The organism is Nitrospira sp., from assembly GCA_030653545.1.
Classification (GTDB): domain Bacteria; phylum Nitrospirota; class Nitrospiria; order Nitrospirales; family Nitrospiraceae; genus Nitrospira_D.
The window spans coordinates 65,943-78,829 of the sequence record JAURZE010000015.1; the positions used below are offsets into that span (position 1 = coordinate 65,943).

Below are 12,887 nucleotides of genomic sequence, written 5' to 3' on the forward strand. Positions count from 1 at the left end.
GTCAGGGGCAGGGAGGGGGACACATGCAGACCCCACGCATTATGTGAGGGTGACGGGCGGCGCGGCAAGTGGGTCTGAGGTGAATCGACCGCAGAGAACGGTGGAGGTGGCGAAAGTTAGGTCAGGTTCTGACCGGTGTGGGAGCGTGGAAATGGCAGACGGCCAACGGGTGAGGCAATCAGCCACACTTTGAGCGCTGAACTGTCCAAGGGGGTTGACAGAGAATCGAGAGTTCAGTATCGTTCTGCCTCTTTTGAAAGGCTCCGATGTCTTCGTGTCGTTCCAAGGCATGAAGGGATTATATACATAGCGTCATTTGCATTTCGTTTCATGTTTTTGGGTTTGTGTCGTTCATCATACCAAGGAGGCCGGTCCATGTTTTTTCACACTTCACGGGTTTGTGTGCCTACCCGCATGCTCGGTGCGATGGCGGCGGTCGCTCTCTTATGGGCTCCGCTCGCATCCGCTGAGAGCGCATCGTCCCATGTGGCGATGAATCACCAGCTCCCCGCCTGGGCGGAGCAACTCAAGGGTCAGACAATCGTCGAAGACGCCATGTCCGGAAGGGGCGAGCGGTCCTCGATGGTCGAGCAGCAGCACCAGCGCATCATGGAACACATGAACCATGATCCGCAGGTTCAGGGCGTCAACACCGGTATGTACAACACCCAGTCGATGATGCACCAATACGGTGCGGGCGGACAGGACATGTTGTTGGTGTCCGATCCCCGCATTGAGCCGGTGGCGATGGTAGGCGGCGGCAAGTGCCCCGCAACCGCCCCGGTGAAGCAGTACAACGTATCTGCGATCAACGTCGAGATCACGCTGAATCAGTGGCTCGATTTTTATCCCGGCTACATGTACGTGCTGGATGAGAATTTGGACAAGGTCCGCGCGGAAGAAGCGAAGAACAAGGAAGCCCGCGACAAGGAAGGGTTCGATCCCGGCGCGGTCATTGCCGGCGTGCAAGCCCAGTGGATTCAGCCGTTGACTATCCGAGCCAACCAGGGCGACTGCGTCAAGCTCAAGCTGAGCAACAAGCTCGAAGGCGGCGAAGAAGTCAGCCTTCATATCCATGGATCCTCCATGGTGGTGAGCGCGACAGGCGCCGCCGCCACCACGACCAACTCGGATACAATTGTCGCCAAGGACAAGAGCGGCGATTACGAGTGGTATATCCACCCGAACACCCAGGAAGGTGTCCGTCAGTTCCATACGTTCAGCAACGATCGCGAGCTGACCGTCATGGGCATGTTCGGTTCCTTCGTCGTGGAGCCCCGGGGTTCTTCCTATTGGGAAGCGCTCGGCAGCGGCGATGCGACTCCGGCCGCCAGCGGCTGGCAGGTCATGATCAAGAACGGGACGGGCCCGGACTTCCGCGAGTTTGTCCTCTACTACCATGAAGTCGGCGATGAAGCGTTCCGCCCCTTGAATAAGAAGGGCGACTTCCTCCCGCAGCGCGATCCGTTGACGGACGCCTATCGTCCCGGTGGCCGCGCGATCAACTATCGCAGCGAGCCGTTCGGCATCAACAACATGCACGTGCAGCACGAGTACTTCGGCTTTGAAGACGAGTCGATGGGCTATAGCTCGTACACCTTCGGCGATCCGTCGCCGACGATTCCCCGCTCCTACATCGGTGACCCGGCAAAGTTCCGTCTGGTCCACGGTGGTTCGGAAGTGTTCCACAGCCACCACCCGCACGGAGGCACGATCCGGTGGCCGCGCAGCCCGCGGGCGATCGATGACATGAACCTCTGGGCGACCAGCACCAACGGCCCGGTCAAGTACCCGGTCATTCGTGCCAAGACCGATCGTGTCGACGTGGAAGTCATCGGGCCGTCAGAAGCCCTCGACCTGGAAACCGAGTGCGGTTCCGGTCTCTGCCAGCAGTTGGCCGGTGACTTCCTCTTCCATTGCCACGTGGCGCACCACTATGTCGCAGGCATGTGGGGCTACTGGCGTGTGTACAACACGATTCAGCAGGGTGAGCTGCGGAACGACGTGATGCCGGATCTTCGTGAGTTGCCGGATCGCAAGGGCCGTATCAAGACCCCAATCGCTTCCGACAAGCTGATCGGTCAGACCGTGGACTGGTTCGGCAAGCAGTTTACGATTACCGATAAGGGCAAGAGCAACTGGAAGGGTAACCCGGCCGTCATCAATATCAAGGATTGGGTTGCCATGCAGATGCCCACGATGGGCAAGCCTGGTCACAAGGATGACGAAAAGGGTCAGACTCAGTCGTACGATGCCACCGTCCTCGATTGGGCGTGGAACGGCAACGTGGCGATGAGCGAAAAGGAAAGCGAGATCGATAATCCCAAGTACAAGTCCACACACCCGGGCAAGCGGCATCCGATCATGTTTGAGCCGTTGACCGGTAAGGTGGCGTGGCCGCATCTCACGCCGCATTTTGGTCGGCGCGTGATGTTCTCGCCGAACCACGTCGGCGCGCCCTGGCTGGAAATGATCCGCCGGGATGCCAACGGTGAAGAGAGTGTCGATCAGGCGCTTCCCGGTGAAAACGGCGTATGGAGCCTCTGCCCGGAAAATGCCGGACGGAAGAGCTACAACGTCCACTTCGTGAAGATGCCGATCAAGATTGCGAAGGCACAGGGAAAAGAGCCGCCGGTCATCGATCCGAACGGCTTGATCTATGTGCTCCATGAAGAAGAAGCGGCGATCCGCGCCAACGACGATCTGAAGTATCCGCTGGTGGTCCGCGGCAATATCTATGATTGCTTGGACTGGACGCTGACCAGTGAGTGGGACGACGACGACTACACGAACTTCCAGTCCTCGAAGATCAACACGCACTGGCATTTCCTGCAGTTCGACAACCAGGCGTCGGACGGCGTTATCACCGGCTTCTCGTACGAGCAGTCAGTCCGCCCGTTCACGATGCTGGAGAAGAAGAACAAGAAGGGCCTTCCGGCCCCGATGAACACGGTGTTGACGGGCGCGGTCAAGAAGGGCGCGACCAGCCTCTCCGTGAAGAACGCCAAGCAGTACCATGTCGGGACGCTCATCATGGTGGGCGCCGACAACGTGAAGGGCAACGAAATCTCCCGCATCAAGGCGATCAACGGCAACACGATCGTTTTGGCGAAGGGCTTGAAGAACGACCATCCGGCGAACGACATCATCACGGTGGAATTCGTCCGGCAGCGGTTCTGGGTCGATGCGGACGTGGGAACCGTGTTCTGGCACGACCATGCGTTCGGTGCGACCACCTGGCCGCACGGCGGGTTCGGTACCTTCATCGCCGAGCCGGTCGGTTCGACCTACCATGATCCGAAGAGCGGCAAGGACATCCGGAGCGGCCCCATCGCCGACATCCGGACCGTCGAGCCGGTGGGTCATGGCGTGAACAACAGCTTCCGTGAATTGATGGTGCAAGTGCACGACACCGTGCCCCACACCGTCAACGTTGTGACCGCGGGCAATCCTCCCGGGCAGCCGATCGAAGTGGCGCTCGAGGCCGGAAAGACCGTGTCGTTCATGATGCCGGAAAAGATCTACATGACGCCGATGCCGTTCCTGAACGGTGGTACGCACACCACCGGCAGCGGTCTGAACTTCCGGGCCGGTCCCATCGCGCAGCGGTTGGCGACCAATCCGGATTCGTCGCAGATCTTCAACAGCAGCATCCACGGCGATCCCTATACGCCGACCCTGCGGGCCTATGTGGGAGACACGATGGTGTTCCGTCTCCTCCATACCCTCATGAACGAGTCGATGGTTTGGACCTTGTCCGGCCACACGTTCTTGACGGAGCGCTATGCGGGTGACGCCAACCGGAAGAATTCGATTCATATCGGGATTGCCGAGCGCTACGACCTCGTGGTGCCCCAAGCCGGTGGATCGCGTTTCCAGGCGGGCGACTACATTCACTTCAACGGCCGGTCTTCAAAGTTCTCCGAAGGCGGCTGGGGCATCATTCGTGTCTATGACAAGGAACAGGCCGACCTGAAGAAGCTCACGTCTGGCTTCTCCAGCAAGGGCGAAATCCCGAAGTCATTGCCGGTCTGTCCGGCTGATGCTCCGGTGAAGTCGTTCAACGTGGTTGCATTGGATTTCCCATCCATGAAGTTCAACGCGAAGGCGCCTGAGACCATCGAAGTGGACTTCGAGCGCAAGATTCTCATGACCAATCCCGACGCGAAGATCTTTGCCTTGGAAGAAGATACCGCCAAGGTGGCCAGCGGCGCGCAGCCGATGCCCCTGACTCTTCGTGTCAACGTCGGTGATTGCGTGAAAGTGAACCTGAAGAACAAGATGAAGGAAAGCAAGGCGTCCTTCTCGGCCATCGGCTTGGCCTTTGATCCGAAGGAATCGATGGGCGCCAATATCGGCAATAACCCCGGCGATCAGACGATCGCTCCGGGCGCCGAGCGGACCTATACGTACTATGCGGATCCCTTTAACGGTGAAACGACCTCGTTGGTCTGGGATTGGGGCAATGTGATGACCAATCCGCGCAACGGGCTGTTCGGCGCCATTGTGGTGGGTCCGAAGGGTGCGAAGTATCGCGATCCGAAGACCGGTGCCGACCTCTCGACCAAGAATGCCTGGGCGGCCGACGTGATCCTCGATCACTCGATGCCCGGGATGGAGAATCGGCCGAACTATCGTGACGTGGCGTTGTTCTTCCAGGACGAAGACAACATCATCGGCACGAGCTTCATGCCCTATGTGCAAAATGTGGCCGGTTTGACCGGCGTGAACTATCGGTCCGAACCCTACAAGTTCCGGGAAGAGCAGGGGTGTTCGTTGGGCAAGGTGTTCCAGCCTTGCAAAGCCGACAAGCCTGAGGATCCGGCAACGCCTCTCATCGAGGCGCATGCGGGCGATCCTGTCCGGATTCACATCCTGGGTGTGAGCAATGAACAGAACGGGATGTTCAGCGTGGAAAAGCACGAGTGGCCGATTGAGCCGTTCATGCGCGGCGCTGACCAGATCAGTGTCGTGGAGTTCTCCGGTTCCGAGACGATTGATGCCTTTATCCCCTCGGCAGGCGGTCCGTACCGTCAGCCAGGCGACTACGTGTACAGCAACCAGCGGTTGCCGTACTCGCAGTCCGGCCAGTGGGGCTATGTGCGGGTGTTGCCGTCCGGTGACCAGCGGTTGTTGCCGCTGCACGGGACTGGCGCCGGGATGAAGAGTGCATCGGTTGGACAGCCGATGCAGGTGATCCCGGTCGCAGCGAAGTAACCTCTTTTCTCCTACGTTCAGTAGGAATGAGGGATGAGATGGAAGGGGGAAGCCGCGAGGCTTCCCCCTTTTTCTTTCTAGCGGCCATTTGGTACGATACTGCAACTGGATAGTTCATTTCTCTACGGAGGCACCTACGATGAATGGCCAGGCAGGGCGGCAGAACACAGGCAACGGAAAGATAGCAATCATCTGGTTGCTGCTCATAGCGGTAAGCGCGTCTCCGGCGCTGGCCTATGACGTGATTGACGTGCCTCACGGTGGTTCGATTGAAGGCATTGTGCGGCTGGAGGGCGCGGTCCCTGAGCCCAAGGGCTTCAACCTCATCACTTTTCCCGACCCTGCCTATTGCGGGCGGATTTCAAACGGTCGTGGATGGAGGTTGTTGCGCGATTTTGTCGTGAGCGCAGATGCCGGACTGAAGGACGCGATCGTGTTGCTGGAGGGGGTAGAGGCAGGGAAGCCGTTTGAAACCTCCGTGCCGCTGATCGAAGCGCGGGATTGCATGTTTCAACCGTTCATGACGATTGTGCGGAACGGCCATGCCGTGGAAGTCATTAACATGGATCCGGTGATGCACGATATTCAAGGATATGAAACGTCCCCGGAAGCCGGCGCGAGGACATTATTTAACACGCCGCTGGTCATGAATCATCAGCATCGTCGCGGCGATATTCATGCGCTGCATAACCATGCGCCGGGAGCGTCCCTGGTGGGGCCGGTGTATTTGAACAAGGGCCGCCGGACCTTTTATATGCAGTGCGGCTTTCACGCGTACATGGAAAGCTGGGCGATGGCGGTCAATAATCCCTACTATGCGCTGACCGATCATGCGGGTGCCTTCAAGATCGATCACATTCCACCGGGGACCTACCAGTTGGTGGTATGGCATCCACAGACCGGTCCCGGCCTGACGAAGATGGTCACGATCCAGGCTGACGGCAAACTGACGGAACAGCTCTCGCTACAGGCTCCCAAAGGAAATCGGTCCGCCTACAAGGTGATGGACAATCCCCGTTTCGGTCCGGAGTCCCTGGGCTATTCGATCGATATCCAGCCGCTTGTGGAACATCAGCATTGATCGGTCTCGTTACGTGCATTGCTCAAAGTCTGCGAAGTGGCCTGGCCGCCGTCGTGCTTGCGCTGCTGACAGTGTCGGCCGGCAACCCTGCCTGGAGTGAAGAGTCTGCCGCGAAGGGTGCGGAGTTTTCGGGGACGCTGATCAAGCACGTAGAGGGCAAGAAGCATCAGGCGCAGGTGTTTGCGAAAGGCGACCGGATTCGGTTGGAGTATAAATACGCGTTGAAGACCGACTACGGGTATGCCGCGATTGAGATTATTCGTCTGGACAAAGCCGAAACCTGGTATCTTCTCGCACAGCGGAAAGAACTCCTGGTGACGCCGGTAGACGTGGACGACGTGTTGCCGGTCCGGCCCACATTGCCCGGTGAGAAAGAACGGGTCTTGATCGGGGATGCGACGGCGGTTGGCCGGCCGGCGCAGTTGTTCGAGGTGCAGACGGATCGCCACGGCCGGGTGGAGCGGTTTTTTGAATGGGTTGATGTGGAAGCCGGGATTGTGTTGAAGCTGGTGAGCCGCGATCGAGACTGGTCCGTGGAGTATGAGCGGATTCGGCTCTCTCCCCAGCCGGACTACTATTTCGATGAACCCCCCGGGTATAAAAAACGGGCAAGTCCTGCAGGTCCGAGAGTGCAGGGGTAGTGGGCGACAAGGAACATTGATGACGCACATGGTTCGCAATCAGAGTGTTGTGGCAATCGCAGGATTTCTATGCGTGTTTGCATGGCTCGATCCGTCTGTGCTCACGGCCGGGGCGGCGGCGGTTCCCAAAGAAGCCCACGCGGCCTTTGAGAAGAAAGCCTATCAGCAGGTGCTCGATGAACTGGCCAAGCTCGATAAGGACAAAACTGCTGCCCCTGATGTCAGGCGGCTCAAGATCCGGTCCCTGATCAATCTGGGCAAGCCGAAAGACGCGTTGGATGAGTACGACCTGCTGGCCCAGTCTCTCAAGCGGGATGATGAGCCGGTGCTTCGCGAGGTGGCGCTGGGCTTGATTGTGGTGCTTGTGAAGGACATGCGCGAGCAAATGCGCGGGGCGGCTTACACGGCACTGAAGGAAATTGACGTTCATGAGGCGGTGCCCCTGTTTGAGGACGGATTGAGCGATGGGTCCGGGCCGGTGCGCGTCTTGGCGGTCGAAGGGCTGGGTCGCTCGGAAGCCGGGCGAAAGTCGAAGAAGTTGCGCGGGGCGATTGAGGATCAGGCGGGACTGGTCAAAGCGCGTGTCGTCAAAGCGCTCGGGCGCTCCGGAGATGCTTCCGTCCTGCCCCTCATTGAGGCTGCGGCGAAGGACGAACTTTCGCCGGTACGGATTGCCGCGTTTGCGGCGCTCATCCGGCTGGGGAAAAAAGAGGCCTGGGATGAGTTGCGGAAGGTCGCCGATGCGGCCAACCCGGACGATCGGACCGATGCCATGCGGGCCATCGCCGACCTGAAGGATCAGCGGGGTGCGCCCCTGATGACGGAGCTCTTAACCTACGCACAGCCTTCCGTACGGGGGACTGCGGCGAGAGGGCTGGGGCAACTCGGACGGAAAGAGGCTCGCGAGAAGATCGAACTGTTATTGAAGGATCCCATCCCGGCGGTACGAGAATCCGCCGTGTCGAGCCTGGCAGAGTTAGGTACGATTGAATCTGTCCCGGCCATCAAGCAGTTATTGGGGGATGGACAGGTGACGGTACGGGCGGCGGCGGTGGCGTCCTTGCTTCAACTCGGTCAACCGTTTGAGATGGTGGCCGAGACTGCCAGAGGGCTCGCGCAGCAAAACGATACGGCCGCCCGCGCTTCGATTGCCTTTGCGCTCGGGAAAGCGACCAAGACGAACGCCAAAGACGCGATCGCGTTTTTGGGTGGCCTCACGGCCGATACGTTACCCGGTCCCAAGATTGTCGCTCTTCGGTCCCTGGGCCATATCGGAGATCGTGAAGTGATTCCCCTGATGATGGAGGGGATGCACGATGCCAATGAAGCCGTCCGGGCGACGGCTGCAGGAGGACTTTTGCATCTGCTCCAATCGAAACCCTAGTGGGGGCGCATGAGTCTGCCCTCTTGTTTCAGATTGACAGAGTAAGGTAGACTTTTATATATACACTCGGTCTACGATCAGCCTCGCCAGCGTGATGCGATCGAGTACACCAGAGAGGAAGTGATCCCTTCATTCCTCTCAGCAGGCCGGTGGGTTGATGGAAGGGAACCACGAGTGAGAAATCAGGGCAGTTAGTTCATCACAAGGAGGCAGTCTCATGAAGAAGGGTGCGTTATCAGTTGTGTTTGGTGCGGCCGCGGTGGCGTTGGTGGCAGCCCCGCTCTTGGCGAATGCCGGCGGAACCGTTGCCGGGAAAGTAACCTATGCCGGGAAGGCTGAACAGAAGGAATTCTCCTTCGCCAAGTTCCCGAACCCCAAGTTCTGCCCGAAGAACCCGAACAAGAGCTTGATGGATGGCGATAAGCGCTTCTTGAAGACCGTCGAAGTGGGTAAGGATGGCGGTCTGAAGGGTGCGGTCGTTGCCGTGGTCGATATCGAAGACAAGGCGTTCATGGATGGGTACGCGGGCACCGAAGTTGTCGCGGCGTTCTGTGAGTTCCTCCCGTTCTCTGGCGTGGTTGTGAATAACAAGAATTTCAAGGTCGAAAATCAAGATGCCGACCCCGATGACCCCAAGTCGACATTGGGCGTCCTTCACAATCCGCATAGCTTCGTGGTGAAGGGTTCGAGCTCGGCAACCGGTTTCAATATCGGTTTGGCCAAGAAGGGCGATAAGTTGGAGAAGCCGGTTGTGTTCCGTGGTGGCGCTGAGAAGGATGGCTTCTATCGGTTACAGTGCGACCAGCATGAGTTCATGCAGTCGTTCTTCCTCCCGGTGACGAATGCACACTTCGCCGTGGTGAAGGACGATGGTACATTCGAGCTCAAGGATGTCCCGGCCGGCAAGCACAAAGTGGTGGCCTGGCATCCGTTTGCCGCCAAGGGCAAGAAGGTGGAGTTCGAGGTGGATGTTCCTGAAGGCGGGAAGGCTGACCTCAAGGCTGAAATCAAGTAAGCCTGTTTCCAGTTTCAGCGGGACCATCCCGCCACAAAGGGCAGCGGAGCAATCCGCTGCCCTTTGTGTTTCTGCTGAGTTTTCCCCCGGCTGAGTCGCCTTGCCTTTCACTTTCTGAACTGGGTAAGATGCCAATTTTCTGAGTCAGGATGCTTCAAGGGGATTGGTGTGTCACGAGAATTCTCGCTCGCCGAAATCTTTCAACTCGGGTATTACTGGGAGACGAAAATTCTCCTGACCGGCGTGCGCCTGGACCTCTTTTCCTGTCTCGATGGGAAAGGGAAAACGGCTCAGGAGGTCGCCAGCCGTCTTGGCGCCCATGAGCCGACCCTGACGCTTCTCTTAAATGCGCTGGTTGCGATGCGATTGTTGAATAAAGAGGCTGAGGCATACGGCAATTCAGCGGCAGCGGCCACTCATCTCGTCAAGCATTCCCCTCAATATATCGGGCACTTGCTCCTGCTGCACGATGCAGAATGGGAGAATTGGGGAAAGTTAGAGCAGACCATTCGAACAGGGCAGCGGGCCGTCGATCGACATGTCTTTGAGACGGATCCTGAATTGGGTACCAATGTACTCGCCGTACTTCACCGGATCGGCCAGCAGAGCGGGCCTGAATTTGCCAAACGGCTGAGCCTGGCCGGCCCCGTTCGCATGTTGGATCTTGGCGGTGGTGCGGGAACGAATGCGATTGCCTTTTGTCAGACCTATCCCGAACTCACGGCCACCGTTTTTGATCTTCCTGCCACATTGCGTTTAACGGAGAAGACGGTCAAGGAAGCCGGTTTCGACTCACGGATTGCGCTGCTTCCGGGGAACTTCAATACGGATAGCCTCGGCGGTCCCTATGATGTCGTACTGATGTCCGACATTCTGCATTACCAGACCTTTGAGACCAATGCCGCGCTTGTGAAGAAAGTCCTGGCTCATTTGGCGCCGGGAGGACGGTTGATTATTAAGGATCGGTTTCTGGATGAGGCGGGGACCGGTCCTGCCTGGACGACGGCTTTTGCGGTCCACATTTTGGTCAACACGCAACAGGGTGGCTGCTACAAGACCAGCGACGCCATTCAATGGATGACTGCCGCAGGGTTTTCCTCGGCTGCCGAGCTGGAGAAAACCGCTGTGGTACAGGGCCTGAAAGGGACAAGGTAAGCGTGTGATGGACTGGCTCAAAGATCCTGGATTTCTCGGGACGCATGCCACGATCGGCGCGGACTTGAGCCAGTTCATGGCGACGCTCTTCACCGGTTTGTTTATTCTGGGCTGGATCCAGGCGAAACAGCGCAAGGCCGACGCCCATCATTGGTTGATGCTGGGCGGGATGATCTCGATGCTCAGCTTCTTCATCGCCTACTATTTGTTCCGGCAATTGGGTGTGCTGGCGGTGGAGGGCAAAGAAGGCTTTGGGGGGTCGCAGGCGCTGTACGACTATGTCTTTATCCCGGTCCTGACGTTCCACATTATTCTCGTCATCATCGGATTGGTCATGGCGGTCTATATGATCGTCCTGGGGTTTCGCTCGCAGCAAGTGGTCGACGGAGTGCGGTCGTTGCGCGAGTCGATACTGTTGACGACGTGGAAGAAGGTCGGACTGATCTTCGGTGGAGTCACGGTGGTGGTGCTCGGGCTGTTTTTCTCCCGTGTGGCGACGGCCGGTTTCTCCATGCGGAAGCTGGAGGTGTATCTCGGGCTTCTGTTGTTGGTCGGGATCGTGCTCGCGGTGGAGATCACGATCCAGCGTATTTGGCCGGACGGCGGCCGTCGGCATCGCGCGCTGGGCCGATTTACGATGGTCATCTATTGCATCCTGTTTGCCACCGGCACCTTTACGTACACGATGCTCTACATTCTGTATCCCGGCAAGATTGGATAGCCCTATGTTGACCTGTGGTTGCGGGCGCTGGATGCATACCGAGGGCATTGAAGAGCGAGCGTACGATGATGGGGCGCTCCAGTGGTTTATCAGATCGGAATGTCGCGGCTGCGGGCTCAAAGTCGGCGTGGATGTCCCGGCCGGACAGATGAACGGTTTGGTCGATCGACTGACGTGGACGGACGATGCCTTGCATCGGCTTGAAAGAATGCCGCCGTATTTGGCGCCGCTATTTCGGGACGAGGTCGAGCAGGATCTGCGGACGCGTGGCGAACGGGTCGTGACGTACGATGTGCTGCTTCGCCCGCGCACCGGCGAGCGGATTGAATGGGATGCTGAGGCGGAACGGCGTCTGAGTAAAGTGCCGGCTCCCGTCCGCGCGATGGCGAAGGTTGAACTGGAACGAACGGCGGCCGATCGCGGACAGACGCGAATCACGGTGGCCCTGATGGAAGAACTCAAGGCCAAGTATTTTGGAATGGCGGCGCAGAAAGCGTGATGAGCGATCTGTGATGAGTGATGAGCGAAGAGGAATGCGCGTTTTCCATTACTTGTCACCCATCACCTATCACCCATCACTGGAGTTGTGATGTTGCATCGAATGGCATTGCGGGTGCTTCCGAGCCTGAGCCTGGCGGTGACGGAAGATGCCGTACGCAAGCAGAAGCGTCTCGTCATGTTTGTGCCGGGATTGGTTGCGTTCGGGGTCTATCGCCTCGCAAAGCATGTAGTGCCGTTGACGGAGCCGCTTGTCTTGCTGGCCGTGAGCAGTCTGGTGGCGATGGTCACCGCACTCTTGGCCTATCGAGTTGGACGATCTGCTTCGTGGACGGTGATCGCACGAGAAGATGGGAGCCGACTCCTGGTTTGGCTGGCCGGCTGGATTGGCGCCGTCTACGGGATCCAGCTCTCTCTCTTGGTGCTCGCACTGTTGTGGGTGGTGGGGTACAGCTATCTACAGCATCCGGATGGTCCGGCCATGATGGCGATCATTATCTCCTGTACGTCGGTGGCCCGCGATGCGTTTGAAATCGGCTATGTGCGGAAGCTTGCGGTTCAGGGACGCCTGTTTCTCACCTTTCCGGATGGAGCCGCGCTTCGTACCTTAGTGCAGAGTCGGCTCTCTCAGGTGGGGCCGTGGGGACTCGTCGGTCTGGGCGTCGGCGGCTTGATGGGACTGTCCGGGCAGGTGATCGCCGATGGGCAGATGGCTGCGTTGGCTCAGTTACTGGGCGTCACCGTATTGGGCGGTGCCCTCACGCTGTGCGCGTATTTCGGTGGCTTGCGCCCCTCCGTGGCATGGGTGGAGACACTTAAGCGGACAGCGCCGACCGAGTTATTGAAGTATTGGTGGTGGCCCGGGATGGCCTTTGCGTCCACGTACTATTTGGTTGTCATGGGTCTGGTGCTGTTTGTCGGCAGGCAGCCAGGAATGGCGACAGGGCAGGCCGTTGTAGGGGGCGCGTTGGTTACGGCGATCATGACGCTGTACGGGTACTATCTGGGTCATCGCCGGCAAGTCGAAGATGAGCAGGCGCCGCAGTTATCGAGCGGGATGCTGCGTTGTCCCTTCGTAATGGGGATTCTTGGCAAGTCGGCAAATGCGTCCGGCAGCATGAACGGACTGGCCGGCGACATGGCCTTAAGCAAGACGGGATCAAAGGGGTAGTCGT

General features: G+C 58.5%; 9 protein-coding genes. All 9 read left to right on the plus strand.

Translation table 11 applies throughout. From position 1 onward, the window contains the following. Positions 1–375: 375 nt before the first annotated feature. Entirely contained in the window at positions 376–5,217 is a 4,842-nt protein-coding gene (locus tag Q7U39_05920; protein MDO9117472.1) for a multicopper oxidase domain-containing protein, read from the plus strand. A 139-nt stretch (positions 5,218–5,356) separates the two neighbouring features. Beyond that, positions 5,357–6,298 (plus strand): carboxypeptidase regulatory-like domain-containing protein, encoded by a 942-nt coding sequence (locus tag Q7U39_05925; protein MDO9117473.1) that lies wholly within the window; start codon positions 5,357–5,359, stop codon positions 6,296–6,298. Continuing rightward, positions 6,295–6,939, plus strand: coding sequence for a hypothetical protein (locus Q7U39_05930; GenBank protein ID MDO9117474.1), 645 nt, complete (start codon positions 6,295–6,297; stop codon positions 6,937–6,939). Before Q7U39_05925 ends, Q7U39_05930 begins: the two co-directional genes overlap by 4 nt. 19 nt (positions 6,940–6,958) lie before the next feature. After that, complete coding sequence (locus Q7U39_05935) at positions 6,959–8,323, plus strand: HEAT repeat domain-containing protein (protein ID MDO9117475.1); 1,365 nt, start codon at positions 6,959–6,961, stop codon at positions 8,321–8,323. A gap of 217 nt (positions 8,324–8,540) precedes the next feature. Continuing rightward, complete coding sequence (locus Q7U39_05940; protein MDO9117476.1) at positions 8,541–9,338, plus strand: hypothetical protein; 798 nt, start codon at positions 8,541–8,543, stop codon at positions 9,336–9,338. 168 nt (positions 9,339–9,506) lie between these two features. Then, positions 9,507–10,493, plus strand: a complete 987-nt coding sequence (locus Q7U39_05945; GenBank protein MDO9117477.1) for a methyltransferase — start codon at positions 9,507–9,509, stop codon at positions 10,491–10,493. 7 nt (positions 10,494–10,500) lie between these two features. Continuing rightward, a complete protein-coding gene (locus Q7U39_05950) occupies positions 10,501–11,214 on the plus strand; it encodes a DUF420 domain-containing protein (GenBank protein MDO9117478.1) in 714 nt (237 codons plus the stop codon). 4 nt (positions 11,215–11,218) lie between these two features. Further along, a complete protein-coding gene (locus Q7U39_05955) occupies positions 11,219–11,713 on the plus strand; it encodes a PCP reductase family protein (GenBank protein ID MDO9117479.1) in 495 nt (164 codons plus the stop codon). A gap of 90 nt (positions 11,714–11,803) precedes the next feature. Further along, on the plus strand, positions 11,804–12,883 hold the full coding sequence (locus tag Q7U39_05960) for a hypothetical protein (protein ID MDO9117480.1): 1,080 nt from the start codon (positions 11,804–11,806) through the stop codon (positions 12,881–12,883). Positions 12,884–12,887: the final 4 nt, after the last annotated feature.

Excerpts from the sequence above, each read along its gene's own strand:
- Q7U39_05920 (MDO9117472.1), top strand. The coding sequence starts at position 376 with ATGTTTTTTCACACTTCACGGGTTTGTGTGCCTACCCGCATGCTCGGT.
- Q7U39_05925 (MDO9117473.1), top strand. The coding sequence starts at position 5,357 with ATGAATGGCCAGGCAGGGCGGCAGAACACAGGCAACGGAAAGATAGCA.
- Q7U39_05935 (MDO9117475.1), top strand. The coding sequence starts at position 6,959 with ATGACGCACATGGTTCGCAATCAGAGTGTTGTGGCAATCGCAGGATTT.
- Q7U39_05940 (MDO9117476.1), top strand. The coding sequence starts at position 8,541 with ATGAAGAAGGGTGCGTTATCAGTTGTGTTTGGTGCGGCCGCGGTGGCG.
- Q7U39_05950 (MDO9117478.1), top strand. The coding sequence starts at position 10,501 with ATGGACTGGCTCAAAGATCCTGGATTTCTCGGGACGCATGCCACGATC.
- Q7U39_05955 (MDO9117479.1), top strand. The coding sequence starts at position 11,219 with ATGTTGACCTGTGGTTGCGGGCGCTGGATGCATACCGAGGGCATTGAA.
- Q7U39_05960 (MDO9117480.1), top strand. The coding sequence starts at position 11,804 with ATGTTGCATCGAATGGCATTGCGGGTGCTTCCGAGCCTGAGCCTGGCG.